Here is a 26262-nt window from a genome sequence, read left to right on the forward strand (position 1 = left end):
GGCCCGCCATGCCGTCCGCCGCACGTGGCCGGGCTACTCGTCGTCCGCGACCCGGATGATCGTCTTGCCGGAGGTGCGCTGGGTGAACTCGGCGGGCGCCTCGGCCAGCGTCCGCACGGCCCCGATGATCGGGCGGAGCCGTCCGTTCCGCAGCCGCCGGGCCAGATCGGCGAGCCGGTCTCGATCGGGTTCGACGACGAAGAAGATCGTGCGCCCGTCTTGGGGGCGGACCGTAGACGGGGAGACGACGGTGACCAGCGTGCCGCCGGGGCGCACCAGCGCGGCCGAGCGGTCCAGGAGGTCACCGCCGATCACGTCGAACACAACGTCGACCTGGCCGGCATCCTCCAGGGAATCAGCCTGCAGGTCCAGGAAGACGTCCGCGCCGAGCCCGAGTGCCGTGTCCCTGTCGCGGGCCCTGCCGGTGCCGATCACCCGGGCTCCGGCCTCGCGAGCGAGCTGCACCGCGAGGGAGCCGACACTGCCTGCGGCGCCATGGACGAGGACGGTCTGGCCGGCGGTGAGGCGGCCGTGGTCGAACAGGCCCTGCCACGCGGTCAGCCCGGAGATCGGCAGCGCGGCGGCCACGGTGTGTTCGACGCCGGCCGGCAGCGGCGCGAGGTTGCGGGCCTCCACCGCCACGTACTCGGCCAGTGAGCCGTTGCGGGCCCAGTCGGTCAGCCCGAACACCCGCTGGCCGACGGTCAGGCCGGTGGTTCCGTAACCCAGCTCGACGACGACACCCGACACATCATGCCCCAGCACGCTTGGCGTCCGGTCGCGGCCCGCGCGGTCGGTCCACGTTGCCGGCCAGTCGATCTCGCTGCGAATGAACCCGGCAGCGTGGACCCGTACGATGACGTCGTTCTCGGCGGCGTGCGGGTACGGCTCTTCCGTCAGGGAAAGCCCGGCCAGGCCGGTGGAGCGGTCTTGGACGGTGATGGCTTGCATGACAGGTCCTCGCCAGGGGTGGAGATATCGAGCAGGACGAACGTACCTGTCTGCGGAGGGATTTGATCTGTTCGGACTCGCAGCGGCGAGTCGCCTGGGGCTCTCACCGCCGGCCTGGCGCCCGACCTCAACGGCAGAAGCCGAACACCTCTGTCGTGAGCATGGCCACGTCGGTGGACAGACGCGGGCGCGCCTTGCCGTACCTGACCGAGATGCCGGTCTGCTTCATGGCCGGGTCGAGAATGGCGGCCCGGTGCTTGCCGCTGCTCATCCACCAGCGGACGGCCGCGCGCGGCGTGGCGGTGCCGTCCCAGCCCGAGAAGACGTTCTCCTTGACCTGCCAGGTGCCGGTCGGGCAGTAGCCGGCCGCCCTGACCCGGACGCCGACGTCGGAGTGCGTGACCGGGTTGATGTGCCACTGCGTGTTCTCCGGGTCCTCCGGCCGGTCGATCCACCACTTGATCAGCCTGGCCGCCTGCACGTGCTCGTCGGCCGCCTTGTACAGGCGGTAGCTGTCCTCCAGGGGCGCGACGCCGACGCGGGCGCGCTCGGCGTTGACCAGGCAGCGGATGGCGTTGGACGCGAAGCCCTCCATGAGGACGATCGCCGCCTTGCGCTGGCCTTCGGTCAGCTCGGGTTTGTGCTTCTTGAACCAGGGCTCGGTACGGACGGGGTTGTCGGCGAAGGCGCAGTCGGCCCGCTGTGCGTGGGCGGGCGCGGCGGTGGCCACCAGCCCGGTGGCCAGCAGCGCCGCTGCGAGGAAGGCTCTCATGTCTCGACTGTGCTTTGGACCGCGCGGCGCCGCATGAGTAGGGCATACTTAAAGTCGCTTGTCACAGCGGTCCGGTACGCTCTCCGCCGATCAACTTCGCGCGAGAGGCTGCCGATGTTCCGTCTCCTGGCCATCCTGGCGGCCACCGCGCCGACCTTCTTATCCATCCTGATGCTCCGCAGCTTCGGCTGGTTCGCCTACGAGCCGCCGCAGCCGGATCCGTTGGAGCTCGCCATCGGGGCGGCCTACGGCTACGCCATCGACTACCTGCCGGTCCTGCTGGCGTTCCTCGCGCTCTGGGTGCCGCGGTGGCTTCCCAAGGTCGGCGCGATCGCCGCGGCCGTGGCGCTGGGGCTCACCGTGTCGACCCTCGTGGTCTCTGGAACGGGTGGCTTCGGCCCGCAGTTCGGCTCCGTACTGGCCTGCCAGGCGATCGCCGTCGTCGCTCTCCTGCGGACCCGCCCGGAGCAGCGGGTGCCATGGCCACGGGCGGTCATCTGGAGCGCGGTCGTGCTGCTGGCGCTCGGCCGGACCCTGGCCAGGAACACCCCCACCAGCGACCTCGCCTGCTACGCGGACATGAAAGGCACATGGGCGCCGGCCTTCTACCACCTCGACACCGCCCACGGCCTCTACTACTGGGTCTCGGCCGCCGCGATCGGCGCCGTGCTCTCCGGGTACCGGGCGGCGCCGCTCTGCGGCCTGGTGCTGCTGGTGCCCGCACTGTTCCAGCCCGCCGCCTGGCTCCTGTCCGACGCGTCGCACAACTGCTCGAGCCCTCTGGAGCTGTTCGACTGGCCGTACCTGATCGCGGGGGTGCTGGCATTGACCTCCCGCGCTCGCCTGCCCAGCCGTACCTAGCCGATGTTCCGTCTCCTGGCCATCCTGGCCGCCGCCCCTCCTGCTGGCGCGCGGGGAACGGCGGGCGCCCATGCCGCGGGCGCGGGCATCTTGACCAGCATGGCCGCGGTCGGCGCGGTGCTCGGGGAGGCGTGGCGGGGCCGGTCCTCGCGGCCGTGCTGCTCGTCTGCGCGCTCTTCGAACCGATCGCCCAGCTCGCGACCTCTGCGCCGCACGACTGCTCCACCGTCCTGGGGCTGGTCGGCTGGCCTCACCTCGTCGCCGCGGGGCTGGCTGCGCTGTCGTTGAAGGCCCCTTGAACACCTTGACGCAGGCGCCCCTTGTGCCACGGTCAGGCAGCCGGAGTCCCGCTGATATGCTCTCAGGCATGATCCAGAAGTTCATCCGTCTTCGTAACAGCTGAAGCGGTCTGCCCGCCGGTCGTTCCGCGACCAGCGCCAGTTGAGGCGACCCCGCAGACAGGTGCGGTAGTACAAGCAGCGCACCACACGGGTTCCGCCCGCCGCCGACCGCCGGCTTCGTTTCACGGCTTGCCCTGCCGCGTTCTCACCCGGCAGCCGCACGCCGTTCCCGGCACATCAGCGCAGGCGTGTTCGCCATGCCTTCCATCGAAACGGACTGTTCTTCATGCGATCCACCTTCAACCGCTCGTCGTCGCCCACGTTCGTGCTGGTCCACGGCTCCGGCACGAGTTCCTTCATGTGGGCTCCCGTCCAGCGCGAGCTGGCGTTGCTCGGTCACCGCAGCTTCGCCGTCGATCTGCCGGGCCATGGCCTCGACGCGCAGTACCCGCTCGCCTACCAGGCCCCCCAGGACCTCGACACGTGGGCGGTCGAGCCGTCCACGCTGGCCGGGGTCACCCTGCAGCACAACGTGGACGCGGTCGTCGACGTGGTCCGGCGCGTGGCGGAGCACGGGCCCGTGGTGCTGGTGGCGGCCAGCCTCGGCGGCCTCACCATCAGCGGCGTGGGCAACGCGGTCCCCGAGCTGGTGAGCCGGCTCGTCTACATCTCCGCCTGGTCGTGCGTGCAGCGTTCCAACCCGATCGAGTACATGCAGGAACCGGAGTTCGCCGACAACCTGATGGGCCCGCTGTACGCGTTCAACGTCGGCGACCCCGCTCAGCTCGGTGTCGGCCGGGCCAACTACCGCACCGCGGACGCGGAACTGCTCGACGCGCTCAAGGCCGCGACCATGGCCGACGTCACCGACGAACAGTTCCGCGCCTTCCTCAACATCCTGCAGCCGGACGAATCGATCGCGGTGATGACGGCCGACGCCCGCGTCGACGCCGGCACCTGGGGCACGATCGCCCGCACCTACATCCGCCTCACCGGCGACCGATCCCTCCCGGTGGCCATGCAGGACAGGCTGATCGCCGAAGCGGACGCCCTGACGCCGGGCAACCCGTACGACGTGCACACCCTGGACACGTCGCACGTGGGGTTCCTGTTCAGGGCCGATGAGGTGGCCGCCATCCTGGACAAGGCCGCGATCTAGCAAAGGGCGGGGGACGGCCGGCGGCCGTCCCCTTCCCTGGGCCGGAAAGGGGTGCTGACGTGGCTCGGCATCTCTGGCTTCAGCCCGTGCGGTAACCCAAGGCGAACTCCCACCCGGGGTACGCGCCGGAGAGCCGGGCACCGTGCCGGTCCCAGTCGCCGGCGGGCAGCTTCTCCGGCCCCTGGATCTTGACTTGCCCGGACCGGATGGTGAATCCCCAGGAGAATCCCGTGACTGCGCACACCGTCCGTGTCGCCAGGTCGGGTGAGTAGCACAGGAAGCTGTGCGCCACCCACACCAGGTCGTCGCGCGTGTCACGGGACGGGCCGTCGAACAGCGTCGGCCGTATCCCGAAGAACCCGTAGGGCACGTTGAGATCGCCGTAGAAGCCCAGCGGGTCGGGATCGAACCCGTCCTCACCCGACTCGCCGTCCGTGCTGCTGACGAGTTGCACCCACCCCATGAGCCCCACATAGCCCCGTCCGGGGTGCTCGATGACGGCGGTGCAGGTGGCCAGGTCGCGGGCGCCGCCGGGGAAGCGGCAGCCCAGAGCCTCTGGATCGTCGTTGGGAACGACCTCGATCGCGACCGTGCCGTCCATACCGCGCAAATGGAAGGGAAGGCGCATGGTCGCGATCTTAGCCAACCACCAGGTGGGCGGACACGATGCCGTGGGGGCGGCTGCTCGGCCCGTGCCGCGCAGGGTCAGAGCGTGATCCACTCCGTGCTCGTGGTCACCGCGTCGAGCACCTCCGGGATCGGGTCCACGCCCAGGCCCGGCCCCGCGGGCACCTCCAGGTGGCCGTCGGACAGCTCGAACGGCCGGGTGATGTCGGTGGAGTAGTAGCGCCGCGAGCCGGAGGTGTCGCCGGGCAGCGTGAAGCCCGGCAGGGCGGCCAGGGCCACGTTCGCCGCCCGGCCGAGGCCGGTCTCCAGCATGCCGCCGCACCACACCGCGATCCCGTTCGCCCGGCACAGGTCGTGGATGCGCCGCGCCTCCAGGTAGCCGCCGATCCGGCCGGGCTTGATGTTGACGATCGAGCAGGAGCCGAGCGCGATGGCGGCGGCCGCGTGCTCGGCCGACTCGATCGACTCGTCCAGGCAGATCGGCGTCTTGAGCTGCTTGGCCAGCCTGGCGTGCTGTACGAGGTCGTCGTTGGCCAGCGGCTGCTCGATCAGCAGCAGGTCGAACGCGTCGAGTCGGGCCAGGCGGCGGGCGTCGCTCAGCGAGTAGGCGGCGTTCGCGTCGACCTGGAGGAGCAGGTCGTCGCCGAACCGCTCGCGCACCGCCCGGACCGGCTCCAGGTCCCAGCCGGGCTCGATCTTGAGCTTGATGCGGACGTACCCCTCGTCGAGATAGCCGCCCACGGCGTCGAGCAGCTGCGGGATCGAGTCCATGATGCCGACCGACACCCCGCACGGCACCCGCGTGCGGGAGGCGCCGAGGAAGCGGGCGAACGATTCGCCCGCCGTCCTGAGCTGCGCGTCCAGCACCGCCGTCTCCAGCGCGGCCTTCGCCATGCGGTGGCCCTTGATGGGCTCCAGCGCGCGGCCGACGTCGTGCACGTCCAGGGTCTTCGGCAGCGCGGGCAGCAGGAAGCGCCGGATCACCTCGGCCGCGCCGTCGGTGTACTCGGAGGAGTAGAGCGGCTCGTCCATGGCCACGCACTCGCCCCACCCCTCGGCGTCCGGCGTCACCACTCTGACCAGCAGGACGTCGCGGGCCGTCTCCGTGCCGAACGACGTGCGGAACGGCGACACCAGCGGCATCGCGATCCGCCGCAGCTCAACTCCAGTGATCTTCACATCTTCTCCACTACGTAGTAGGACTTCCCGGAGAACCCCGTGACCGCGCGGCCCTCGGCCATCAGGCCGCCCAGCACGTCGCGTACGGCGTGCCGCCACGTCTTGGCCGTTCCCGGGTCCGCGCCGCGCAACCCCGCGATGTCCGCGGGCACGGCCACCAGCACCGTTCCGGCGTCCACCGGACCGGCCACCGGCCGCCCGCCCACGTCGGCGAGCGCGACCACGGCGCCCGGCGGCAGGCCGTCCGGCCCCCGCGGCTCCTCCCGCGCCAAAGCAACCTCCCGCGCCGAAGCGTCTGGCTGCGTCAAAGTCTCCACGCGGGGGTCGGACAGCGGCCAGGCGGTCAGGAGCCGGTCGGACTCGTCGCCCCGGTTGATCGCGTCGTCCATGACCCCGTAGAAGCAGGGCAGGTACTCGCGGGGCCGGGCGCCCAGCTTGGCCAGGTTGAAGTGGGCGTTGCGGCGCATCAGCGGATCGTACGTCCAGGTGATCCGCTCCAGCCCGCGCTCCAGCGCCCACCGGCGCTGGTGCAGCTTGAGCGCGAACCCGATGCCGCGCCCGGCCGCCGTCCCCGTGACGTGGGAGTGCAGGGCGTTGCCGCTGGCCAGGAACCCGATCGAGCCGCCGACCAGGCGCCCGCCGTCGAAGGCGCCCGCCACGTAGCCGCCGGCGTGCGCCAGCGCCCGCATCAGCTCGACCGTGATGGGCGGGGCGCCGGTCCCGAAGCGCCAGATGCCGTCGAACAGCGCGTCCACCTGCTCGAACTCCGCCATCTCGTGGAGTTCCCTGACCTCGACCAACCTGCCGCTCCCCGTCTCGGACGTTCACAGGCGACGGTATTCGATGGCGGGGCCGCCGCGATTCGTCCGGGTTCACCAAGCGAGGGCCGGGCTTTGGTGGAAGCGGCTAACAGGGGGTGATGAGGAGCCTGCTGGGGGCCTCCTGGCTGAGGCGTACCGACTCCAGGGGGCCGGTCCCGGCCAGGCGGGCGCGCACCCCCTCCGCCCGTACGTCGCCGTCGAGGGAGCTGCGGCCGTCGCGGCAGATCTCCACCGCGTACGGCCCCGGCTGCGCGGCCATGACGAGGCCCGCGACGGTCGCCCCGGCCAGCGCGCCCGGATCGCTCCCGGTCCAGCCGTAGTGCCACATGCCGGCCGCCACGACGGGCGCGGCCGGGCAGCAGCCCGGCGCGGTGGCCACCACGTCGATCCCCTGGAACAGGGCCTCGGCGATCTCCTCCGCGCACGTCGCCACGAGCGTGCCCACCCGCAGCCCGGGAAGGTCGGGCATCCGGCCGCCCACCCCGTAGATGAGCTTGATGCCCGTTTCGAGAGGCCCGGGGCCGCCGTCGTGCCAGCCGCAGACCACCACGTCGAGCGACCCGGCGGAGCTCCACGTGCCGATGCGCAGCATGATTCTGGACTACCCTTCGCCGTGGATCATCACACACCGTCACGGGCTAGGGTGACCCGAGTGGAAGATGAGATCGGGCGGGTGCTCGGCGGCGCCGACGCCGTCGTCGAGCCGCTCACGCACAACCCGCTGAACGCGGTGACCGGCGGCATCTGGCGGGTGCGCAGGGGGTCGAGGTCGGCGGTGCTCAAGGTGCTGACCCGCCGGAAGGAAGGCGGCGCGGGGTGGGGGCACTCCGACGATCCGCGACACTGGAACTACTGGCGCAGGGAGGCCGACGTCTACGCCGACGGCCTGCCGGAGCTGTGGGCGGGCTCCGGAGTGACCGCGCCGAAGCTGCTGGAGCTGGTCGAACGCGACGACGGCGACCTCGCGCTGTGGACCGAGGACGTGGCCGGGCGGCCCGGCACCACCTGGGACCTCGGGCGCCACACGCTCTTCGGGCACCAGCTCGGCCTGGCCCAGGGGGCGGCGGGCCAGGTGGAGCGGCCGTGGGCGAGCCGGTCGTTCCTGCGCGACTACCTCGGGTCGAAGCCGGTCCCGTACGAGCTGCTGGAGGACGGCGCGGCCTGGCGGCACCCCCTGGTCGCCGAGAACTTCCCGCCGGCGCTGCGCGGGGAGCTGGTGCGGCTGCACCGGGACCGGGAGGAGTTCCTGGCCGTCCTGGAGTCGCTGCCGAGGGCGCTGTGCCACCTCGACGTGTGGCCGAGCAACGTGATCGACCGCGACGGCGAGAGCGTGCTGGTGGACTGGGCGTTCGCGGGCGACGGCGCGCTGGGGGAGGACGTCGGCAACCACATCCCGGACAGCGTGTTCGACCTGTTCCTGCCGGCCGCGCTGCTGCCCGCGCTCGACGCGGCCGTCCACGGGGCGTACGTGCGGGGGCTGCGGGACGCGGGCTGGCGCGGCGACGAGCGGCTGGTGCGGCTGGCGGTGTGCGCGTCGGCGGTCAAGTACGACTTCCTGACCCCGCTGATGCTGGCCCGGGCAGGGGAGACGCAGCTCGACTACGGCGGCGCCAGGCCCGTGGACGCGGCCCGCCGGTTCAGGGAGCGGGGCGAGGCGCTGATGTTCCTGGCGGGCTGGGCGGATGAGGCCCGCAGGCTGGCCGAGGCCGTCGGGCTTCCGTAGCGGTCAAGGACTAGCGGTCGAGGACGTGGAGGGCGTGCGGGTACGCGCCCAGCGGCACCGGCCCGTCGTCCGCGCACACCACCACGTCCGCGACCCGGGCCCCGAACAGGTCGGGCACGTAGATGGCGGGCTCCAGGCAGAACACCATCCCCGGCTCGAACACGGCGTCCTCGCCCACCCACGGCCCCTCGTCGTGCCCCAGCCCGACGCCCCGGCCCACGTGCGCCGCCGCGAAGCGCCCGTACCCGCTGCCGTCGATCACCTCGCCCACGGCCCTGGCCACCTCGTCCACCGGCGCGCCGGGCCGCACGGCCGCGAGCCCGGCCCGGTGGGCGGCCAGCACCACCGAGTACATCGCCTCGAAGTCGTCCGGCGGCTCGGCCACGGCGAACACCCTGGACACCTCGGCGCAGTAGCCGCCCCACCGCCCGCACACCGACACGCCCAGCGCGTCCCCGGGGTTGATCACGCGCTCCCCGGGCACGTGCGCGGGCCGCGCCGTGTGCTCCCCGGCCGCCACCCGCAGCGACAGCAGCTCCTCGCACCCCGACTCGGCCAGCAGCACCCGCAGCCGGTAGGCCATCGCCCGCTCGGTCGCCCCGAACCAGGCCAGCTCCAGCGCCTGCCCCAGCACCCCTTCCGCCGCGGCCACCGCGCGCCCGACGGCCTCGACCTCGTACGGCTCCTTGCGCAGCCGCAGCGGCCACAGCACCGAGGAGGCCGGCACGAGCTCGGCCTCGATCGCCAGCCCGAACAGCTCCCGCACCCGCATCTCCGGATCCACCCCGACCCGGCGCGCCCCCTCGGGCACCACCCCGGCCGGATCGGCGGTCTCGGCCACCACGTCCTGCGTGACCACCAGAAACTCGCCCAGGACACTTCCGAGGAAGCGGGCGTCCGGCGAGGGGCGCAGCACGAGGGCGTCCACCCCGGCCTCGTCCATGGCCGCCCGCACCGCCGCCAGCCGCGCCGCGGCGGCCTGCGGCCCGGGGGCGGCGGTGCGGGCGGCGTCGGGGACGGCTGTCACTTCGGCTCGTGCAGCCAGCAGGCGACCGGCCCGAACTCCGGTTCCCTCACCCGGCACACGTCCATCACGGACGGGCACCGCGGGTTGAACCGGCACCCTCCCGGCGGATTGGCCGGATCCGGGACGTCACCGGCCAGCTCGGCGGGCAGCACCCCCATCCCGTCCGGCTTGGGGATGGCCTGGAGCAGCGCCTTCGTGTACGGGTGCTTCGGGTCCGCCCACACCTCGGCCGTGTCGCCCACCTCGACGATCTTACCGAGGTACATGACGGCGATCCGGTCGGCGATCAGCCGTACCACGGACAGGTCGTGGCTGATGAACAGCAGCCCCGCGCCCGAGTCCACCGCCAGGTCCCGCATCAGCCTGGCCACCTGCGACTGGGCGGAGGCGTCCAGCGCCGAGATGGGCTCGTCGCCGATCAGCAGGCGCGGCCGGGCCGCCAGCGCCCTGGCGATGGCGATGCGCTGCCGCTGCCCGCCGGAGAACTCGTGCGGGTGCCGGCCGGCGAAGTCACGCGGCAGGCCGACGCGTTCCAGCAGGTCGGCGGGCGAGGTGGCGGTGTCCCCCGAGGTGCGCAGCCCGTCGGTGATCTGGTCGCCGACCCGCCGCCGGGGGTTGAGGGAGGCGTACGGGTCCTGGAAGACCATCTGGATCCCGGTCAGCTTCCTGCGCCGCAGGCCGAGCGGCGTGACCGGCTGCCCGTCGAACGCGATCGAGCCCGCGGTGATCGGATTCAGCCCGCAGACGGCGCGGGCCAGCGTCGACTTGCCGCACCCGGACTCGCCGACCAGCCCGACGACCTCGCCGGGGTTGACCGCCAGGCTGGCCCCCGCCACGGCCCGCACGGCGGGACGCCCGGGGGAGCGGTGCTCGACGACCAGGTCGTCGATGGCCAACAGAGTCATTGCGCCTCCGCGTCGGGTAGGGACTCCAGCAGGGAACGCGTGTAGGCGTGCTCCGGCTCCCGCAGCACCCGCCCGCGCGGCCCCGACTCCACGACGAGGCCGTCCTTCATCACGCTCACCTCGTCCGCCACCGCGGACATCACCCCCAGGTCGTGGGTGACCAGCAGCACCGCCAGCCCGAGCTCGTCGCAGAGCCCGCGCAGCAGCCGCAGCACGCCGGCCTGCACGGTCACGTCGAGCGCGGTGGTCGGCTCGTCGGCGATCAGCACCTTGGGGGAGCAGGCCAGCGCGATGGCGATGGCGATGCGCTGGCGCATCCCGCCGGAGAACTGGTGCGGGTAGCGCCCGTACGCCTCCTCGGCCCCGGGGATGCGCACCTTGCCCAGCAGCTCCACCGCCCGGGCCCGCGCCTCGCGCTTGTCCAGCCCCAGGTGGTGGCGCATGTGCTCGGTGAGCTGCCTGCCGATGGTCAGCATCGGGTGCAGGCTGGTCGCCGGGTCCTGGAAGACCATGGCGACCTCGCCGCCGCGCACCCGGTTCAGCTCCTTGGGCGGCAGGGTGAGCAGGTCGCGCTCGCCGAGCCGGATCGCGCCCGACACGCGGGCGCCGTGCGGCAGCAGGCCGAGCACGGCCAGCCCCGTCATCGTCTTGCCGGAGCCGCTCTCCCCGGCCAGCCCGTGGACCCGGCCGGGCTCCAGCGCGAGATCGACGCCGCGCAGGATCTCCTTGCCGCCGATCGACATCTTCAGGCCGGCGATGTCCAGAGTCGTCACAGGGCACGCTCCTTGATCGCGCGGGCCGTACGCGGGTCGAGCGCGTCCCGCAGGGTGTCGCCGAGGAAGTTGAACGCCAGCACCACCGTCAGGATCGCCAGCCCCGGGAACGTCGCCACCCACCAGCTGTCGAACACCTCCACGCCCGAGGCCACCATCGCCCCCCACTCGGGGGACGGCGGCTTGGCGCCCAGGCCCAGGAACGACAGCCCGGACAGCAGCAGCAGCGCGGTGCCGATGTCCAGCGTCGCGAGCACGAGGACGGGGCCGGTCACGTTCGGCAACACGTCCACGCGCAGCGACCGCCACACCGAGAAGCCCAGCAGCCGCCCGCTCAGCACGAACTCCCGCTCGCGCACCCCCAGCACCAGCCCCCGGGTGACGCGGGCGTACGCGGGCCAGGCCACCACCAGCACGGCCAGCACCGCGTTCGTCAGGCTGGCGCCCAGCGCGGCGGCCACCACCATGGCCAGGATCACGGTCGGGAACGCGAACACCAGGTCCGCCAGCCGCATGATCGTCTCGTCGATCCACCGGCCGAAGTACCCGGCGCAGGCGCCGAGCAGCCCGCCGATCAGCACCGAGAGCACGACCAGCAGCAGCGTCAGCGGGATCGACACCCGGGCCCCGTACATGACGCGGCTCAGGATGTCGCGGCCCAGCTGGTCGGTGCCGAACCAGTGCCCGGGCCCCGGCGGCGCGAGCCGCGGCAGGTCCTGGGTGAGGGGGTCGTGCGGCGCCAGCACGGGGGCGGCCAGCGCGACGACCAGCCAGACCACCGCCAGCACGGCGCCGACCACGGCCAGCGGCTGCCGCCACGCCTCGGGCAGCCGGGCAAGCAGGCCCCTGCGGGCCAGCGGGTCCCGCCGTCTCATTGCAGCCTCACTCGGGGATCGATGACGCCGTACAGGACGTCCACGATCAGGTTGATGACCAGGTAGACGACGCCGACGACCAGGCCGACGCCCATGACGGCGGGCAGGTCGAGGGTGGTGGCGCTCTTGTAGGCGTACTGGCCGACGCCGGGCCAGGCGAAGATCGCCTCGACCAGCACGGTGCCGGACAGCAGGCTGCCGAACGCCAGGCCCGCCACGGTGATGATCGGCACCAGGGCCGACCGCAGCACGTACCGGAAGAGGATCACCCGGCCGGGCAGGCCCTTGGCCCTGGCGGCGCGCACGTAGTCCTGCCCCAGCACCTCCAGCACCGCCGAGCGGGTGAAGCGGGTGAGCAGGCCGATCGTGTAGAGCGCCAGCACCAGCGCGGGCGTCACGAGGTGCCCGACCGCGGAGGAGAACACGTCCCACCGGCCCGCCAGCAGCGCGTCCACGGTCTGCAGCCCGGTCGTGGCCGGGACCGCGCCGTTGAGCGCCGCGTCCACCCGGCCGCTGCCCGGGGTGAGCTGCAGCCGGTAGAAGAACACGTAGAACGCCACCAGCGCCAGCCAGAACGTCGGGACCGAGATGCCGATGAGGCTCAGCACGCGCAGCGCGTGGTCCGACAGCCGGTCCCGGCGCAGCGCGGCGATCACCCCGAACGCCACGCCCAGGACCAGCGACACCAGGATCGCCGCCCCGGCCAGCTCCAGCGTCGCCGGGACGAACTCGGCCAGGTCCTGGCTGACCGGCCGGTGACTCTGCTGGCTGGTGCCGAGGTCGCCGTGGACCAGGCCCTGGAGGTGGAGCACGTACTGCTCCCAGAGCGGCTTGTCCAGGCCGTGCTCGGCCCGCCACTGGGCCACGATCGCCGGATCGCCCAGCGCCCGCTGGCCGAGGTTCGCGGCCACCGGGTCGCCGGGCACCAGGTTCGTCAGGACGAACGTGACGAGCGTGATGCCCCAGGCCATCAGGACCGCGAGCAGGATGCGCCGGATCAGGAAGCGTACGAGCGGATGGGTCCGTCTCGCCCGCCCCCGGCGGGCTTCGCCCGGGATGTCGGACACCTGTGAGGCTCCCTTACTTCACGCCGAGGTCGGCCACGTCCACCGTCCACACCGGGTGGTACTCGAGGCCGGTCACCGACGCCGCCGTCACGATGTTCTGGCTGGGCTGGATCAGCGGGACGAACGGGCCGGAGGCGTTCAGCTTGGTCTGGACGTCCACGTAGGCGGCCTTGCGGGCGTCGTCGCCGATCGCCGTGGCGGCCTTGTCACCGGCGGCCTCGATCTCCTTGGCCGCGCCCGCCTTCCAGCCGGCCCGCAGGCCCACCGTCTTGCCCGGCAGGAACGCCAGGTAGTCGCTCGGGTCGGGGTAGTCCGGGCCCCAGTACCACAGGCCCATCTCCTCCTTGCCGTTGCGGTAGTTGTCCAGGGCCGTGGTGACCGGCGCGGGCTGCAGGTCGACGGTGATGCCGACCTCCTTGAGGTTGGCCTGGATGCGCTCGGCCAGCGGCTGGAAGGACAGGCCGTTGACGGTCAGCTCGCTTGGGTACTCCAGCTTGACGGTCGGATTCGACACGCCGCTGTCGGCCAGCGCCGCCTTGGCGCCCTCGACGTCCCGCTTGGCCGCCTGGTCGGCGGGCAGCGCGCCGAGCAGCTGCGACGGGATGACGCCCGGCGCCTGCGCCGAGCCCTCGCCGGCCAGCTCCAGCAGCCCCGCGTAGTCGACGCCCTTGCGGACCGCCTCCACGAACTTGGGGTTCGTCGTCGTCTTGCTGATCGCGGAGTCCTGGTTGGCCAGCAGGAAGATGACGTTCGCCGAGGCGGTCTTCTTGACCTGCAGGGTCGCGGGCATGCCGGTGACCTGGTCGCCCGACAGGTTGAGGGCGATCTGGCTGTCGCCGCGCTGGACGTTCAGCTTCTGCGTGGCGGCCTCGACGTTGCGGATGACGACCTTGTCGTAGGCGGGCTTGGTGCCGTAGTACTTGGGGTTCGCCTTGAGCGTGACCTGGCTGCTCACGTTGAACGACTCGATCTGGTACGGGCCGGAGCCGGCGGAGGCCGAGTTCAGGTACTGCTCGGCCTTGTCCTGGGCGTCCGCGGTGGCGCCGTGCTCCTTGGCGACCTTGCTGTTGAGGATGCCGAGGGCCGGGTTGGGCAGGATGTACGGCAGCGCCGGGTTGGCCGCCTTCGACGTCAGCGTGATCGTCGAGTCGTCGGTCTTGGCCACCTCGACGCCGTCCAGCAGGAACGACGGCGTGCCCTTCATGTCCCGCACGCGCGTCAGCGAGAACACCACGTCGTCCGCCGTCACCGGCGACCCGTCCGCGAACGTGGCGCCCTTCTTCAGCTTGAGCGTCAGCGTCTTGCCGTCCTTGCTCAGCTCGTACGACTCGGCGAGCGCGGGCACCGGCTTGGTCACGTCGGCGCCGTCGAACGTCAGCAGCGTCTCGTAGACGGCCTTGCCGACGATCAGCCCCGTCGGCTCGTACGTGCGGCCCGGGTCGGCCGTCTTGAGGTCGAAGGACGTGTCGATGACGAGGGTCTTGCCCCCACCGCCGGACGCGGCGGGCGTCTGGGAGCCGCCGCCGCTGCCGCAGGCGGCCAGGGCGAGTGCACCGGCGAGCAGCACAGCCGCCGTCTGCGAGCGGGTCGCCATGATGGGTCCTCCAAGATTTGGACGTTCGGCAGAAAGATGTCGAGGATTGTCCGGCAGAACGTCCAGGCACTGTGCGGTCGGTAAGACGTATATAAAGGTCAGTGAGGTAATGATGAGTGAAATTTCCAGAAATGGTGTCGGCGGTGGCGGTCAGCCTGGACGGATCGGCATCGGGCTCGAGCTTGACGACATCCACATGAAGATCCTCGAGGTCCTGCGCGAGAACGGCAGGATCTCGGTGGCCGCGCTGGCCGAGCGGGTGGGCATCTCCCGCGCGAACGCCTACACGCGTTTCGAGGCGCTGCGCGCCGACGGCGCGATCAAGCGTTTCACCGCCGAGATCGACCACGTGCGGGCCGGGCTCGGCATCACCGCCCTGATCTTCGTGACCGTGCGCCAGCAGATGTGGAAGCAGTTCCGGGCCGAGCTGGCCCGGATGCCGGAGGTGGAGTACTGCGCGATCACCACCGGGCAGCACGACGCCATGATCCAGGTGCGGGTGTCCGACGTGGCCGCCGTGCACACCATGGTGACCGACCGGCTGGCCAACATCCCGGCGGTCAAGGCGACGGAGACCGTGTTCATCCTGGACGAGGTGCTCAAGCGGCCGTACGTGCTGCCCAGCGACCGAGACCGTGACCGCGACCGGGCTCGTCCGGCGCGGCGGCCCGCCCAGGAGGGGGCGCAGGGCGGCGTGCCGCTCGGCAAGATGCGCTTCGTCGGCGCCGCCGAGGGCCGCGCCGCCCTCCGCAAGGACGACTGAGTGATCAGCCGACTTCCCTGCACACGCTCACGTGCACCGTGTCGTCCCCGTCGAAGCTGAACTCCTCCACCAGGCGCAGCAGCCCGTCGTCCCCCTTCTCGATGCGGCTGCTGCTCTGGCCGCCCGCCTTCCCGCCGGCCTTCAGCGCGTGCGCGTACGAGATCGCCACCTGGGCGCCGTCGCGCATGCCCACGAAACGCCCGTGGGTCACGGTGTCGCCGGAGTAGCTGCCCCACACCACCCCGTCAGCTTCCTGGTACAGGAACTCCGTCGGGCTGTCCGGGTCGACTGCGCTCGCGGTCGAGCTCACCATCACGAATTTGCGGCCGTTGAGATTCACGCCCGCCATCGTGGCCCACATTTCCGAAATATCAGCATCCGTCTGGACGGATCGTGAGGAGACCGGTCAATGATCGACAATCCGTCCACTCAGGATCGCCACCCTCGGAAACCTTCGTCCAGGTGATCCACCGGGCCCGGCCCCGCGGCAACTGGCGACCGCACGGACGGTCGGGCAGGGCGCTCAGGGCCCGGCGAGGGCGCGGCCGTGGTCGGCCGCGTACGCGGCGAACACCTCCGCCGGTGTTCCATCCGTGTGGAGGAAACGCTGGTCGAGGATGGTGGCCAGGCTTCCCAGCACCGACGCACCCGCGGAGGAGTCGAGCTGCCGCACGGACGGGTCCGAGCGGTGCAGCAGCGCCAACCGGACCGCAGCCCAGGATGATCGTGACGGCCCACATGCCGACCACCGTCGCCATGGCGAGCGGACCGGCGAGCCCCACCACACGCCTGCGCGCCCGCAGCCGCCGGGCCAGTCTCCACTCGCCCACCGCGCGGTCAGCGGTGCGCCGGGCGTCGCGCTCGGCGGCGCGGGGGCTGCCGGGCGAGCTCGCCGCGCAGGTCCTCGCCCCCGCTCGTGAGGCTTTCGCCGGCGGACTCAACGTGGCGGCCGGCATCGCGGCGGTCATCGCGGGCGGCGCGGCGATTCTCGCACTCCTGCGGCTGCGCCACATCCCGCCCACCGGCTGAGCGCGACAGCCGATGACGCGGCGGGCACGGCTCAGTGGGGGACCACTCCGTTGGCCAGGACCCGGCGGTAGGCGGTCACGCGGTCCTCGACGCTGTCCAGGCAGCAGCTGGAGCACTTCACCGCCTCGTCCGAGGTGTAGTAGAGGCAGCACGTGTTGCGCAGGTAGAACAGCCCTTCGCGATCGCCCTCCCGGAGCCTGATCACTTCGCCGAGCTGCTCCAGGCCGCCGGTGGAGGCGGCCAGGAACTCCTCGTAGGCCCGTTGCAGCAGGTCGACGTCGCCGCCGCGTCGGCTGGCGATGCAGAATGCCGCCGCGCACCCGTGCGCGACTCCGCCATAGAGCTGGCGTAGGCCCGCCCGGGTGCGCGTCCGCATGGAGTGCGCGAGCGGGAGGAGATGCTCGTCGAGCACCCAGGAGACGAGCGTGTGGACGGGCGCCTCCACGGTGCTCGGCTCGCGGAGCGCGACCGCCTCGAACCCGTGGTGCTCGGAGAGCCGGATGGCGACGTTGTGCGGTCGCATGTCCACGACCACCCTGTCGAGCGCCCACGCCAGCAACGCGGACGCGGTCACGGTGCCCGCGTACACGGCCATGACGGTCAGCGCGGTGGCGTGATCCGATCTCTGGCCGCTGGCCGCGCGCTCGGCTTCCAGCACGCGGGAGAGTTCTTCCGATGAGGAGTCGAGCAGCCGGTCGCACGCGATCCAGCCGTCGTCCGGCGTCAGGCCACGTTCGAGCCGGAAGCGCTCCCCGAACGATTCCAGCCGCGAGAAGACATCCATCACCACAGGACCGCACTACGTATCGCCATAGTAGACGATGGTACCCCTAACGGGTATACGGTAGGAAGCGGTGCGCGACCGGATCTTCGCCGCGCAGTCGCGGGCCTCAGCGCTCGATGAGAGCGGCGATCACCCGCCGCAGGCGCTCGCGCAGGTCCGGCGCGTGTGGGCCGCGGGTCAGGAGAAGCTGGTGGGCCGCGCCGACCAGGGCGAGGGCCACGGAGGCGGTGTCGGCGCCGGGAGGGATGCGGCCGAGCCGCTGTTCGGCCTCCAGGTAGGCGGTGAACAGCCGTTCGTTCGCGTCCGGTTCGAGCGTGCCCTCGCCGTGCGCCTCGCTCGGGCGCGGCACGATGGACGGTCGCGCCAGCGCGAGGCCGGCCAGCGCCAGGATGTTTGCGGCGCACAGCGTCTCGATGCCCGCCATGAGGTTGTCCGCCACGGTCGCGGTGCCGGCCCGGTCGAGCAGACCTTGCAGGCGCCGCGTCGCTGTCCGCGCCCGGTCGACGAACAGTGCGGCCAGGAAGCCGTCCAGGTCGCCGAAGTGGTTGTGGAGCAGCCCGGTGGCGACGCCGGCCTCGCGGGTGATGGCTCGGCCGGTCAGCCCGGAGGGGCCCTCGCGCAGCAGCACTTGCTCGGCGGCGTCGAAGAGTTGCTGCCGGACTTCGGGGATGGTGACGCCACGCGGTGACATGACTCCGGACTCTACCCGCCTTGCCAGAATGAACACTCGCTCATACGGTATGAGCGAGTGTTCATCCTAGGGAGGGGTATGGAGACGCGAGAGTACGCATGGACCCGCGGGAATGTGTTCGCCCTGGTCGCGCTCTGTTCGGCCCAGGTGCTCGACGCGGTCGACACCACGGTGGTGAACGTGGCGCTGCCCGCCATCGAGGACGAGTTGGGGTTCGCGGCGGCCGACCTGTCCTGGGTGGTGAACGCGTACATGGTGCCCTTCGGCGGGTTCCTGCTGCTCGGCGGCCGGCTGGGTGACCTGTTCGGGCATCGGCGGATCCTGATGGGCGGCGTCGCGCTGTTCACGGGGGCGTCGCTGGTGGCCGGGCTGGCGCAGAACGCCGGAGTGCTGATCGGGGCACGCGCCGCGCAGGGGCTGGCGGCGGCGCTGGTCGCGCCGATGACGCCGGCGCTGATAGCCCTGATCTTCCCCGAGGGACGGGCGCGGAGCAGGGCGTTCGCGGTGTGGGCGACGGCGACCGCGGTGAGCAGCACGCTCGGCCTGGTCGTGTCCCGCCTCGGCCGGCGAGGACAGCAGTGCCAGGAGGGGGTCGGCCACGATGCGTGGCGGCAGGCCCTCGTCGGCTGCCAGGCGGCAGGCGCTGATGACATCCCGCCCGTCCGGCTGCCGCCGCCCCTGTCGTTCGCGGCGCTTCGAAGTCAGAGGACGGCGGCCGACGGCGACGCGGTCTGGTGAGGCATGGTGACGGGAACGGGCTGTGCGCGAGCGGCCCAGCGGCCGTCGTCGCTGCGGACGATGCGTACCGGATGGTCGAAGCACGCGCTGACCAGCTCGCTCGTCAGGACCTCCACGACCGGCCCGGCGGCCAGGCAGCGCCCCTCGCGCAGCAGCATGGAGTGCGTCGTGGTGGCCGGCAGCTCCTCCAGGTGGTGGGTGACCAGCACGGTGGCCAGCGACGAGTGCCGGGTGCGCAGCGCGTCGATGCTGGCCAGCAGCTGCTCGCGGGCGGCCAGGTCGAGCCCCGTAGCGGGCTCGTCGAGCAGCAGGAGCCGGGGTTGCGGCATGAGGGCACGCGCGATCAGCGCGCGGCCGCGTTCGCCCTGGGAGAGGGTGGGCCACGTCGCCTGCGCCCGGTGGCTCATGCCGAGCATGGCGATCAGCCGATCCGCCCGCTCGGCCTCCTGCTCGCCGGGCGTCCAGCGGGGCACGAGCGCGGCGGTGTTGGTCAGGCCGGTGAGCACCACGTCGCGCACCCGCAACGGCCCGTCGGGAGCGTGACGCGGGTTGACGTGCCCCAGGTACGAGCGCAGCTCGCGGACGTCGACCCGGCCCAGGGTCCGGCCGAGCACCTCGACCACGCCGCGGGTCGGGTGGGTGACGGCGCCGAGCAATCCGAGCAGGGTGCTCTTGCCCGCCCCGTTGGCACCGAGCAGCGCCCAGTGCTCCCCGGGACTGACGGTGAGCGAGATGCCCTGCAGCAGGTGACGACCGTCGCGGACGAGATCCACGGCGTCGGCCCGCAACACGTGCCCGGTGTCGGCCGGACGGGAGACGATCGTCATCGGCCCGCCTCCCCGCCGATCGGCCACGCGTGGGTCGCCTCCTCGCACTCCGGCGGTCGAGACGCCACATGCCCGTTCCGCAGCCAGGCCACCACTCAACTCCTCTCATCTCACAGGCCATCAACTTATCAGGTTCTCAGACATCTGATGTCTAAGCCACTCGCCGGGTCAGCCTGCCGGAGGAGCGGGTCGGTGTACGGCGGCTGCGAGATCGAGCTGGAGGGGCGCACGTCAACGCCGCGCTGAACGTCGGGCCGCCCCGTCGGAGATCTCCGAGGCGCTCCTGGAACGGCCGGGACCGGCGTTTCAGGCGTGGGCGGGTTCGGTGGCGCCGAACCACCGCTGCAAGGCTGCCCGAAGTTCCTTCATCTCCGTGGGGTCTGGGTGGGGTGATGCGGATGCCCAGGCCACATGGCAGTCCGGCCGCAGGAGCAGGGCGGTGAGCGCTGAGGTCTGGGAGCGCGCGGTGACGATATATGCGGGCCAGTGCGCTGTTCGGCGCGTTCTACCTGGCCACGCTGTTCATGCAGCAGGTGCTCGGGACCTCGGCGCCGGTGACGGGGCTGGCGTACCTGCCGCTGACCGTCATCATGATCGGCGCCTCCTGGGCCGCCCCGGCGCTGCTGCGCCGCTTCGGCATCCGGGCGGTGGTCAGCTGCGGGATGCTGGTCGCGGCCGGGGGGTTGCTGTGGCTGGGCGGGGTCACGCCGACGGGGGGACTGCTGGGGAACGTGGTCGTGCCGCTGGCGGTCGCCGGCGCCGGGTTCGGGATCGTGATCGTCCCGCTCACCGACGCCGCGCTGTCCGGCGTCGCGCCGTCCGACAGCGGCGTGGCCTCCGCACTGCTCAACGTCAGCGCCCAGCTGGGCGGCGCGCTGGGCCTGGCGGTGCTCGCGACCATGGCTGCCACCCGTGCCGGTGAGCGGCCCGACGCGGCGGCGCTCACCGACGGCTACGGCCTGGCCTTCGTCGCCTCCGCGGTCCTGATGGCGTTCTGCGCCGCGATCGCGATGGCGTTCTTCCGGAGGGGACGAGCATGACGGCGACCGCCGGACTCACGTGGAGGCCTGCAGGAGCCGGGTCGTGTAGGCGTGGGACGGGGATCGGGCCAGATCTTCGGCCGGGCCGTGCTCGACGACCCGGCCTGCCTGGAGGACCAGGATGCGGTCGCACGACTGGACGGCCTCGCCCAGGTCGTGGGTGACGAGCAGGACGGCCAGGCCGCGTTCGCCGGCCAGGGATCGCAGCGTGATGGCGATCCCCGCGCGGGTGGAGACGTCCAGCATGGAGGTGGCCTCGTCCGCGATGAGCAGCGCGGGGCCGCCGGCGAGGGCTCTGGCGATGGACACCCGCTGGCGCTGGCCGCCGGACAGCTGGCCGGGGAAGCGGGCGAGGAACTCCGCGTCGTCCGGCAGCCCGGCGGCGGCCAGCGATTCCCGGACGCGGCCGGGCCGCTCGCCGCGAGGCACTCCGGCCACCGCCATCGGCTCGGCCACCAGCGCCGCCACCCGCATGCCCGGGTGGAGCGAATCGTAGGGGTCCTGGTGGACGAAGCCGATCCGCCGTCGCAGGCGGCGCAGCGCACGGCCGGCCGTCAGCTCCCGGCCTTCGAGCGTCACGCGGCCGGCGGTCGGCTTGATGAGACCGAGCAGGATCCGGGCGAGCGTACTCTTGCCCGATCCGCTCTCGCCCACGAGGCCGACGATCTCGCCCGCGCCGATCTCGAGGTCGACGTCGCGCAGCGCGTCCACGACACGGGAGCGGGACCGGTACGTGTGCCGGAGGCCCGACGCGCTGACCACGGCGCCTCCCGACGGGCTGTCGACGCGGGGCACGTTCGGGTAGGAGGGGCGGTCCGGCTCGTCGTGCCGGTGGCAGGAGACCTGCGCCTGTCCGCGTGCGACCAGGGGCGGCGTCTCCTCGTGGCAACGGTCGACGGCGAGCGGGCAGCGGGCCGCGAACGCGCAGCCGGGCAGGGCGTGCCCGAGGGCGGGCGCGGAGCCGGGGATGCTGCCCCATGCGACCCGCCGGTCGGCGACGGGGGTCGCGGTGAGCAGTCCTGCCGTGTAGGGGTGGGCGGAGGCCGGGGACAGCGTACGAGCCGGGCGGACTTCGGCGAGGCGGCCCGCGTACATGACGGCGATGCGGTCGGCGTACGGCAGCAGCCCGGACAGATCGTGCGAGACGATCAGCATGCTGGTGCCCAGCTCGGCCAGGAGGGCGAGGACCTGCCGCTGGGTGATGGCGTCCAGCCCGGTGGTGGGTTCGTCCGCGACCAGCAGGTCCGGCTCGCCGGCCAGGGCGAGCGCGATGGCCACCCGCTGGCGTTGCCCGCCGGACAGCTCGTGCGGATACGACCTGAGCATCATCGGCTGGAGCCCGACGCGGTCGAGCAGGTCGGCGGGCCGGGCCGTGCCGCCGTGCAGGGCGAGCATCTCGGCGAGCTGGGCGCCGACGCGGTGCACGGGGCTGAGTCCGGTCATCGCGCCCTGCGGCACGGTGGCGACGCGGGTGCCGCGCACACCTGTCCAGTCGGTCCGTCCGACCAGTTCGTGCTCGCCCAGCAGCGCCGAACCGTCGGCCCGCGCCGTGGCGGGCAGCAGGCCGAGCAGGGTGCGGGCCAGCGAGGTCTTGCCGCAGCCGCTCTCGCCGACCAGCGCCAGGATCTCGCCGTCGGCGATGTCGAGGTCGACGTGCGAGACGGCGGCCAGGCCGCCGTACCGGACGGTCAGGTCGCGTACTTTCAAGGTCATCGGGCAGCCTCCCGCAGGGCAGGGTTGAGCCGTTCCTCCACCGCGACGCCGATCAGGGCGAGGGAGAGCACTGTGAGCGTGATGGCGGCGCCGGGCGGCAGCGCCCACCACAGCCAGGCGTCGGACAGGAAGACGCCGTTGGTCTGCACCCAGTAGAGCGTGGTGCCCCAGCTCGGGGAGGTCGGGTCGCCGAGGCCGAGGAAGGACAGGGTGGCGTCGTAGATGATGGCGACCTTCGCGGTGCGGACGAAGACCGGGATGAGCAGCGGCCCGATGAGGTACGTGCCGTGGCGGGCCAGCAACCACCAGGCCGGTGCCCCCATGGCCCGCGACACCTCCAGATGGCCGCGCGACCAGGCGGTGAGCACCCCGGCTCGGAGCACGCGGGCGGGGACCGGCCACAGGATGAGCGCCAGGATCGCCGCCCGGACGCCGAAGGACTGGCCGAGGAACGCGGCCGCCAGGATGTAGAGGATCAGCTCGGGCAGGATCAGCAGGACGTCCGCGCCGCGCATCAGCGAGACCGACAGCCAGCGCGGACCGATCCCGGCGGCGCCGCCGATGATCGCGGCCAGCAGGGTGGTGCAGACGGCGACGATGAACGCCAGGCTCAGGGACGTGCCGGCGCCCACGATGAGCTGGTCGAGCAGGTCCCGGCCGAGGTCGTCGGAGCCCAGCGGCAGGCCCGCCCGCGGCGGCGCGTACGGTTCGGCCACCCGCTCGCGCCCCGCGCCGCCGGGCAGGGCGGCTCCGTACGCCGCGATGGCGACCATCGCGACGAGGCCGCCCACGCCGATCATTCCTTGCGCGCCGAGCAGGTTCCGGCGCGGCGCCTTGCGGAACATCATCTCCGGCCTCCGGTTCTGGCGCGGGGATCCAGCAGCGGGTACGTCGCGTCGGCCAGCGCGTTCATGAGCACCACCATGACGGTGAGCACCAGGAACGCCCCCTGCATCAGCGGGTAGTCGCGGGCGGTGATCGCGTCGAAGGTGAGCCGCCCGAGCCCGGGATAGGCGAAGACGGTCTCGACCACGATCGCCCCGGCGGCCAGGAAGCCGATCTCCAGCATGAGGATCGTGTGCACGGGCAGCAGCGCCGGGCGCAGGGCGTGCCTGCGCACGAGCCTGCCGTACGGCACTCCGCGGGCGTGGGCGTGCTGCACCGGCTCGCTGGTCAGCACGGTGAGCAGGGACGAGCGGGTGTAGAGGAACAGATACCCCATGCCGGTGACGGTCAGCGTCGTCACCGGCAGGACCAGGTGCTGCAGGACCCCGCCGGCCGACACCCCGTCCGGCCCGGACACGCCGTACGTGGGCAGCCACTGGAGCTTCACCCCGAACAGGACGATCAGCAGCATGCCAAGCCAGAACTGCGGGACCGAGTCGGCGACCACGGCCGCGCCGAGCAGCCCGGAGCCCTTGCCCCGGCGGCGGCGCAGGGCGCCCATGACGCCCAGCGTCACCCCGAGGACGGCGGTCGCCGCGGTGCTGGTGCCCACCAGGAGCAGCGTCCACGGCAGCGCGTCCGCCAGCGCCTGGATGACGGGGCGGCCGTCCGACAGCGAGGTGCCGAGGTCCAGGGTGAACACGCCGGTCAGATAGTCGAGGAACTGCTGGGGGAGCGGCCGGCCGAAGCCGTACTGCGTGGCGATCTGGGCGCGCTCGTCGGCGGTCAGCCTGGCCAGCGCCTCCGGGCTGCCGAACAGCTTGAGCGGGCCGCCCGGGAGCGCCCGGGGGAGGGCGAAGTTGAGCGTGAGCGCGACCAGCAGCACCGAGAGGTATTCGGCCAGCCTGCCGGCGAGGTAGCGGGGGTAGCCGCGGCGGGCGGCCTGGACGGCCGTCATCCGAGCCGGTAGTCGACGAGGGAGAACTTGTTCAGCGCGCCGGCGCCGTTCTGCCAGGTCCAGCTGCCGTAGACGTCCTTGCGGAAGGCGTAGGCGCCGTTGCGGTAGTACAGGGTGAGGAACGGCATCTGCTCCGCTATCTGGGCCTGGAGCTTCCTGGCCGCCTCCGTTCTGGCCTCCATGGTGGGCGCGGCGGTCATGGTGGCGATCGTCTCGTCGACGGCCGGGCTCTTGAAGCCGACGACGTTGAGGCTGCCGTCGTCCGGGTCGGAGGCCAGGAGCTGGGCGATGGTGCCGCTGCTGAGCATGACGGGAGCGGACCAGCCCCACATGGACATGTCGTAGTTGCGGCCCTTGCGGACGTCGTAGTCGGGCCAGACCTTGGCGTCGAGGGAGTCGGAGTCGAGCGAGGTGATCTTCACCTCGACGCCCGCGTTCTTGAGCATGTCGCGGATCAGCTCGGCGCTGCGCAGCCGGTCCGTCGAGGTGCTCTGGACCAGCAGCTCGTACGCCATGGGCTTGCCGTCCAGCACCCGGATCCCGTCCGGTCCCGGCTTGGCGCCCAGAGCGTCGAGCTCCCGCCTGGCCGCCCCGGCGTCGAAGATCGGCGGTAGCCGGTCGCCCTTGATGGGGGACTCCGCGTGGATGAAGCCGGGGTTGCCCTGGGTGCCCTGCCCGAGCAGCGCCGTCTTGACCAGGTCCGCCGTGTCGATGGCCTTGGCCAGAGCGCGGCGTACCTCGGGGCGGTCGAACGGCGGTCTGGTCGTGTTGAATGCCAGCAGCGTGGAGGCGAACTCGGTGCCCTTGACCACGCCGATGCCCGGCTGCCTTTCCAGCGTCGCGAGCTGCTGCGGGGGCACGATGCGGGCGGACATGTGCACCTCTCCGGTGCGCAGGGCGGCGAACTGGGTGGACTCCTCCGGGATCACCGCCACCTTGATCGAATCCACTCTGGGTTTGCCCAGGGCATAGGCCGGGTTGGCGGTGAGGGTGTAGCCGCGGGCGTTGTCGTAGCGGGTCAGCTTGTACGGACCGCTGCCGACGGCTTTGTCCGCCCCCGCCGTACTCACTTTCTGGACCGACTCCCACACGTGCTGGGGGAGGATCGCCATGTCAGCGAGGATCCGGCGCGGAAACTCGGGGTCGGGCGCCTTGAGCGTCATGGTCACGACGTCGCCGTCGGCGCTGACCTTCGCGATCGGGCGGACGTCGATCGACGAGTCGCCCTCCATGTTCTTGCGGTAGAAGTCGACGCTGAACACCACGTCGTCGGCGGTGAGCGGCTTGCCGTCGTGCCAGGTGACGCCTGGCCGGAGTGGCAGGGTGAACGTCTTGTTGTCGGAGGTCCTGATCTCTTTGGCCAGGAGCGGCGAGACGCCGTCGCCCCGCACGATCACCAGCGTGTCGAAGAGCAGCTTCACCAGGTTGTTGCCCGGGTAGCCGGTCTGGTTGGTGAACGGCGTGAGCGTGCCCTCGTCGGAGGAGATGGCGATGGTGATGCTCTTCGCCTGCTGGGCGCCGGGGGTGGTGGGTGTCGTGCCGGTGCTGGATCCGCATGCCGTGAGGAGCACGAGGGAGAGCAGCGCGGCCATGGGTCGGTGGTACAACAAAACCTCCGGGGGGTATGAGAGGTGCAGATGACCCCATCGGGGAGGGCGTGCGTTGCACGTGACTCTATAGGTCGGCTCCGTAGATGCAAGGGTCCATTGTGTAAACACCGCAATTCCCGCTGAGCTGCGATGACGTCGCCGGCCGGGTTTCTCCGGTCAGAACCCTCGGGATGCGATCTACTGTGCCGACTAGTAGTTGAGGTCATCCGGCTTGGAATACGGTAGGGGGGTATGGTACGTTCAAGGTGTCGGAAGGGGGAGACATGGTCGGATACAGCGGCAGCAAGCAGGACCAGTTGCGACGGTTGCGCCGGGTCGAGGGTCAGGTGCGGGGGTTGCAGCGGATGGTCGAGGACGACAAGTACTGCATCGACATCCTCACGCAGGTGTCGGCGGCCACCAGTGCGCTGCAGTCGGTCGCGATCTCGCTGCTTGAGGATCACTTGGCTCACTGTGTGGCCGAGGCTGCCGCTCAGGGTGGTCCGGAGGCTCAGGCGAAGGTCAAAGAGGCTTCCGACGCCATCGCGCGGCTTGTTCGTTCGTGACAGA

At 71.8% G+C, this 26262-nt stretch carries 31 protein-coding genes; 8 read left to right on the plus strand and 23 right to left on the minus strand.

Annotated elements, in window-relative coordinates; translation table 11 throughout:
- Window positions 1-33: 33 nt before the first annotated feature.
- On the minus strand, window positions 34-951 hold the full coding sequence (locus HD596_RS37305) for an NADP-dependent oxidoreductase (protein WP_185074185.1): 918 nt from the start codon (window positions 949-951) through the stop codon (window positions 34-36).
- Between the two features lie 127 nt (window positions 952-1078).
- Window positions 1079-1723, minus strand: a complete 645-nt coding sequence (locus HD596_RS37310) for a CAP domain-containing protein (protein WP_185074186.1) — start codon at window positions 1721-1723, stop codon at window positions 1079-1081.
- Between the two features lie 114 nt (window positions 1724-1837).
- Between HD596_RS37310 and HD596_RS37315 the strand changes: the two genes are divergently transcribed.
- Window positions 1838-2584 (plus strand): hypothetical protein, encoded by a 747-nt coding sequence (locus tag HD596_RS37315; RefSeq protein WP_185074187.1) that lies wholly within the window; start codon window positions 1838-1840, stop codon window positions 2582-2584.
- Here the strand turns inward: HD596_RS37315 and HD596_RS37320 are convergent.
- Entirely contained in the window at window positions 2581-2799 is a 219-nt protein-coding gene (locus HD596_RS37320; RefSeq protein ID WP_185074188.1) for a hypothetical protein, read from the minus strand. The genes HD596_RS37315 and HD596_RS37320 overlap by 4 nt on opposite strands.
- Before the next feature lie 412 nt (window positions 2800-3211).
- On the opposite strand from HD596_RS37320, the gene HD596_RS37325 reads away from it, so the two are divergent.
- The gene (locus HD596_RS37325) at window positions 3212-4084 is read left to right on the plus strand and encodes an alpha/beta hydrolase (RefSeq protein WP_185074189.1); all 873 of its coding nucleotides are present in this window, start codon (window positions 3212-3214) and stop codon (window positions 4082-4084) included.
- Window positions 4085-4163: 79 nt separating this feature from the next.
- Here HD596_RS37325 and HD596_RS37330 read toward each other — a convergent pair whose 3' ends face one another.
- The 4 genes from HD596_RS37330 to HD596_RS37345 all read right to left on the minus strand — a co-directional run bounded on the left by HD596_RS37330 (window position 4164) and on the right by HD596_RS37345 (window position 7303).
- Complete coding sequence (locus HD596_RS37330; protein WP_185074190.1) at window positions 4164-4712, minus strand: hypothetical protein; 549 nt, start codon at window positions 4710-4712, stop codon at window positions 4164-4166.
- A gap of 77 nt (window positions 4713-4789) precedes the next feature.
- Complete coding sequence (gene menC / locus HD596_RS37335; RefSeq protein ID WP_185074191.1) at window positions 4790-5890, minus strand: o-succinylbenzoate synthase; 1101 nt, start codon at window positions 5888-5890, stop codon at window positions 4790-4792.
- A complete protein-coding gene (locus tag HD596_RS37340; protein WP_185074192.1) occupies window positions 5887-6690 on the minus strand; it encodes a GNAT family N-acetyltransferase in 804 nt (267 codons plus the stop codon). The genes menC and HD596_RS37340 overlap by 4 nt, the downstream gene beginning before the upstream one ends.
- Before the next feature lie 106 nt (window positions 6691-6796).
- A complete protein-coding gene (locus HD596_RS37345; protein WP_185074193.1) occupies window positions 6797-7303 on the minus strand; it encodes an acyclic terpene utilization AtuA family protein in 507 nt (168 codons plus the stop codon).
- Window positions 7304-7363: 60 nt separating this feature from the next.
- Here HD596_RS37345 and HD596_RS37350 point away from each other — a divergent pair, with 60 nt between their 5' ends.
- Complete coding sequence (locus tag HD596_RS37350) at window positions 7364-8434, plus strand: phosphotransferase family protein (protein WP_185074194.1); 1071 nt, start codon at window positions 7364-7366, stop codon at window positions 8432-8434.
- 10 nt (window positions 8435-8444) lie between these two features.
- Here HD596_RS37350 and HD596_RS37355 read toward each other — a convergent pair whose 3' ends face one another.
- The 6 genes from HD596_RS37355 to HD596_RS37380 are packed head-to-tail and all read right to left on the minus strand — an operon-like array spanning window position 8445 to window position 14675.
- Window positions 8445-9461 carry a M24 family metallopeptidase gene (locus tag HD596_RS37355; protein ID WP_313045835.1) on the minus strand — a complete coding sequence of 339 codons (1017 nt, stop codon included), beginning with the start codon at window positions 9459-9461 and terminating at the stop codon, window positions 8445-8447.
- Window positions 9458-10366 (minus strand): oligopeptide/dipeptide ABC transporter ATP-binding protein, encoded by a 909-nt coding sequence (locus HD596_RS37360; RefSeq protein ID WP_185074195.1) that lies wholly within the window; start codon window positions 10364-10366, stop codon window positions 9458-9460. The genes HD596_RS37355 and HD596_RS37360 overlap by 4 nt, the downstream gene beginning before the upstream one ends.
- The gene (locus HD596_RS37365; protein ID WP_185074196.1) at window positions 10363-11139 is read right to left on the minus strand and encodes an ABC transporter ATP-binding protein; all 777 of its coding nucleotides are present in this window, start codon (window positions 11137-11139) and stop codon (window positions 10363-10365) included. The genes HD596_RS37360 and HD596_RS37365 overlap by 4 nt, the downstream gene beginning before the upstream one ends.
- On the minus strand, window positions 11136-12014 hold the full coding sequence (locus tag HD596_RS37370) for an ABC transporter permease (RefSeq protein WP_185074197.1): 879 nt from the start codon (window positions 12012-12014) through the stop codon (window positions 11136-11138). The genes HD596_RS37365 and HD596_RS37370 overlap by 4 nt, the downstream gene beginning before the upstream one ends.
- The gene (locus HD596_RS37375; RefSeq protein ID WP_313045839.1) at window positions 12011-13081 is read right to left on the minus strand and encodes an ABC transporter permease; all 1071 of its coding nucleotides are present in this window, start codon (window positions 13079-13081) and stop codon (window positions 12011-12013) included. The genes HD596_RS37370 and HD596_RS37375 overlap by 4 nt, the downstream gene beginning before the upstream one ends.
- Window positions 13082-13094: 13 nt before the next feature.
- A complete protein-coding gene (locus HD596_RS37380) occupies window positions 13095-14675 on the minus strand; it encodes an ABC transporter substrate-binding protein (protein ID WP_185074198.1) in 1581 nt (526 codons plus the stop codon).
- 112 nt (window positions 14676-14787) lie between these two features.
- Between HD596_RS37380 and HD596_RS37385 the strand changes: the two genes are divergently transcribed.
- Window positions 14788-15438 carry an Lrp/AsnC family transcriptional regulator gene (locus HD596_RS37385; RefSeq protein ID WP_185074199.1) on the plus strand — a complete coding sequence of 217 codons (651 nt, stop codon included), beginning with the start codon at window positions 14788-14790 and terminating at the stop codon, window positions 15436-15438.
- A gap of 4 nt (window positions 15439-15442) precedes the next feature.
- Here the strand turns inward: HD596_RS37385 and HD596_RS37390 are convergent, their stop codons facing one another.
- Together HD596_RS37390 and HD596_RS60615 are read right to left on the minus strand one after the other, a co-directional pair.
- Window positions 15443-15778 (minus strand): avidin-fold protein, encoded by a 336-nt coding sequence (locus HD596_RS37390; RefSeq protein WP_313045843.1) that lies wholly within the window; start codon window positions 15776-15778, stop codon window positions 15443-15445.
- Window positions 15779-15961: 183 nt separating this feature from the next.
- Window positions 15962-16141, minus strand: coding sequence for a hypothetical protein (locus HD596_RS60615; RefSeq protein WP_221519682.1), 180 nt, complete (start codon window positions 16139-16141; stop codon window positions 15962-15964).
- 35 nt (window positions 16142-16176) lie between these two features.
- Between HD596_RS60615 and HD596_RS37400 the strand changes: the two genes are divergently transcribed.
- Entirely contained in the window at window positions 16177-16467 is a 291-nt protein-coding gene (locus HD596_RS37400; RefSeq protein ID WP_185079472.1) for a hypothetical protein, read from the plus strand.
- A 31-nt stretch (window positions 16468-16498) separates the two neighbouring features.
- Here HD596_RS37400 and HD596_RS37405 read toward each other — a convergent pair whose 3' ends face one another.
- Together HD596_RS37405 and HD596_RS37410 are read right to left on the minus strand one after the other, a co-directional pair.
- On the minus strand, window positions 16499-17251 hold the full coding sequence (locus HD596_RS37405) for a (2Fe-2S)-binding protein (protein WP_185074200.1): 753 nt from the start codon (window positions 17249-17251) through the stop codon (window positions 16499-16501).
- 106 nt (window positions 17252-17357) lie between these two features.
- Window positions 17358-17942 (minus strand): TetR family transcriptional regulator, encoded by a 585-nt coding sequence (locus HD596_RS37410; RefSeq protein WP_185074201.1) that lies wholly within the window; start codon window positions 17940-17942, stop codon window positions 17358-17360.
- A gap of 78 nt (window positions 17943-18020) precedes the next feature.
- On the opposite strand from HD596_RS37410, the gene HD596_RS37415 reads away from it, so the two are divergent.
- A complete protein-coding gene (locus HD596_RS37415; protein ID WP_185074202.1) occupies window positions 18021-18680 on the plus strand; it encodes an MFS transporter in 660 nt (219 codons plus the stop codon).
- Here HD596_RS37415 and HD596_RS37420 read toward each other — a convergent pair.
- Entirely contained in the window at window positions 18644-19507 is an 864-nt protein-coding gene (locus tag HD596_RS37420) for an ABC transporter ATP-binding protein (protein WP_185074203.1), read from the minus strand. The genes HD596_RS37415 and HD596_RS37420 overlap by 37 nt on opposite strands.
- A gap of 306 nt (window positions 19508-19813) precedes the next feature.
- The gene (locus HD596_RS65775) at window positions 19814-19981 is read right to left on the minus strand and encodes an aromatic-ring hydroxylase C-terminal domain-containing protein (RefSeq protein ID WP_376776157.1); all 168 of its coding nucleotides are present in this window, start codon (window positions 19979-19981) and stop codon (window positions 19814-19816) included.
- A 2-nt stretch (window positions 19982-19983) separates the two neighbouring features.
- Here HD596_RS65775 and HD596_RS37425 point away from each other — a divergent pair, with 2 nt between their 5' ends.
- Complete coding sequence (locus tag HD596_RS37425) at window positions 19984-20547, plus strand: MFS transporter (protein WP_185074204.1); 564 nt, start codon at window positions 19984-19986, stop codon at window positions 20545-20547.
- Between the two features lie 15 nt (window positions 20548-20562).
- On the opposite strand, the gene HD596_RS37430 is transcribed toward HD596_RS37425, so the two are convergent.
- From HD596_RS37430 to HD596_RS37445, 4 genes are read right to left on the minus strand one after another with little or no spacing between them, the layout of a single operon-like run.
- A complete protein-coding gene (locus tag HD596_RS37430) occupies window positions 20563-22260 on the minus strand; it encodes an ABC transporter ATP-binding protein (RefSeq protein ID WP_185074205.1) in 1698 nt (565 codons plus the stop codon).
- On the minus strand, window positions 22257-23108 hold the full coding sequence (locus tag HD596_RS37435; RefSeq protein WP_185074206.1) for an ABC transporter permease: 852 nt from the start codon (window positions 23106-23108) through the stop codon (window positions 22257-22259). Before HD596_RS37435 ends, HD596_RS37430 begins: the two co-directional genes overlap by 4 nt.
- Complete coding sequence (locus HD596_RS37440; RefSeq protein WP_185074207.1) at window positions 23105-24103, minus strand: ABC transporter permease; 999 nt, start codon at window positions 24101-24103, stop codon at window positions 23105-23107. Before HD596_RS37440 ends, HD596_RS37435 begins: the two co-directional genes overlap by 4 nt.
- On the minus strand, window positions 24100-25695 hold the full coding sequence (locus HD596_RS37445; protein ID WP_185074208.1) for an ABC transporter substrate-binding protein: 1596 nt from the start codon (window positions 25693-25695) through the stop codon (window positions 24100-24102). The genes HD596_RS37440 and HD596_RS37445 overlap by 4 nt, the downstream gene beginning before the upstream one ends.
- Window positions 25696-25976: 281 nt before the next feature.
- On the opposite strand from HD596_RS37445, the gene HD596_RS37450 reads away from it, so the two are divergent.
- Entirely contained in the window at window positions 25977-26258 is a 282-nt protein-coding gene (locus tag HD596_RS37450) for a metal-sensitive transcriptional regulator (protein ID WP_185073656.1), read from the plus strand.
- Window positions 26259-26262 lie beyond the last annotated feature (4 nt).

It is taken from the genome of Nonomuraea jabiensis, from assembly GCF_014204795.1.
GTDB lineage: Bacteria > Actinomycetota > Actinomycetes > Streptosporangiales > Streptosporangiaceae > Nonomuraea > Nonomuraea jabiensis.

Excerpts from the sequence above, each read along its gene's own strand:
- HD596_RS37405 (WP_185074200.1), bottom strand. The coding sequence starts at position 17,251 with ATGGATGTCTTCTCGCGGCTGGAATCGTTCGGGGAGCGCTTCCGGCTC.
- HD596_RS37420 (WP_185074203.1), bottom strand. The coding sequence starts at position 19,507 with ATGACGATCGTCTCCCGTCCGGCCGACACCGGGCACGTGTTGCGGGCC.
- HD596_RS37435 (WP_185074206.1), bottom strand. The coding sequence starts at position 23,108 with ATGATGTTCCGCAAGGCGCCGCGCCGGAACCTGCTCGGCGCGCAAGGA.
- HD596_RS37385 (WP_185074199.1), top strand. The coding sequence starts at position 14,788 with ATGAGTGAAATTTCCAGAAATGGTGTCGGCGGTGGCGGTCAGCCTGGA.
- HD596_RS37330 (WP_185074190.1), bottom strand. The coding sequence starts at position 4,712 with ATGCGCCTTCCCTTCCATTTGCGCGGTATGGACGGCACGGTCGCGATC.
- HD596_RS37425 (WP_185074204.1), top strand. The coding sequence starts at position 19,984 with ATGCGGGCCAGTGCGCTGTTCGGCGCGTTCTACCTGGCCACGCTGTTC.
- HD596_RS37310 (WP_185074186.1), bottom strand. The coding sequence starts at position 1,723 with ATGAGAGCCTTCCTCGCAGCGGCGCTGCTGGCCACCGGGCTGGTGGCC.
- HD596_RS37370 (WP_185074197.1), bottom strand. The coding sequence starts at position 12,014 with ATGAGACGGCGGGACCCGCTGGCCCGCAGGGGCCTGCTTGCCCGGCTG.
- HD596_RS37400 (WP_185079472.1), top strand. The coding sequence starts at position 16,177 with ATGCCGACCACCGTCGCCATGGCGAGCGGACCGGCGAGCCCCACCACA.
- HD596_RS37415 (WP_185074202.1), top strand. The coding sequence starts at position 18,021 with ATGGAGACGCGAGAGTACGCATGGACCCGCGGGAATGTGTTCGCCCTG.
- HD596_RS37345 (WP_185074193.1), bottom strand. The coding sequence starts at position 7,303 with ATGCTGCGCATCGGCACGTGGAGCTCCGCCGGGTCGCTCGACGTGGTG.
- HD596_RS37430 (WP_185074205.1), bottom strand. The coding sequence starts at position 22,260 with ATGACCTTGAAAGTACGCGACCTGACCGTCCGGTACGGCGGCCTGGCC.
- HD596_RS37315 (WP_185074187.1), top strand. The coding sequence starts at position 1,838 with ATGTTCCGTCTCCTGGCCATCCTGGCGGCCACCGCGCCGACCTTCTTA.
- HD596_RS37380 (WP_185074198.1), bottom strand. The coding sequence starts at position 14,675 with ATGGCGACCCGCTCGCAGACGGCGGCTGTGCTGCTCGCCGGTGCACTC.
- HD596_RS37450 (WP_185073656.1), top strand. The coding sequence starts at position 25,977 with ATGGTCGGATACAGCGGCAGCAAGCAGGACCAGTTGCGACGGTTGCGC.
- HD596_RS37305 (WP_185074185.1), bottom strand. The coding sequence starts at position 951 with ATGCAAGCCATCACCGTCCAAGACCGCTCCACCGGCCTGGCCGGGCTT.
- HD596_RS37445 (WP_185074208.1), bottom strand. The coding sequence starts at position 25,695 with ATGGCCGCGCTGCTCTCCCTCGTGCTCCTCACGGCATGCGGATCCAGC.
- HD596_RS37410 (WP_185074201.1), bottom strand. The coding sequence starts at position 17,942 with ATGTCACCGCGTGGCGTCACCATCCCCGAAGTCCGGCAGCAACTCTTC.
- HD596_RS37360 (WP_185074195.1), bottom strand. The coding sequence starts at position 10,366 with ATGACTCTGTTGGCCATCGACGACCTGGTCGTCGAGCACCGCTCCCCC.
- HD596_RS37440 (WP_185074207.1), bottom strand. The coding sequence starts at position 24,103 with ATGACGGCCGTCCAGGCCGCCCGCCGCGGCTACCCCCGCTACCTCGCC.
- HD596_RS37325 (WP_185074189.1), top strand. The coding sequence starts at position 3,212 with ATGCGATCCACCTTCAACCGCTCGTCGTCGCCCACGTTCGTGCTGGTC.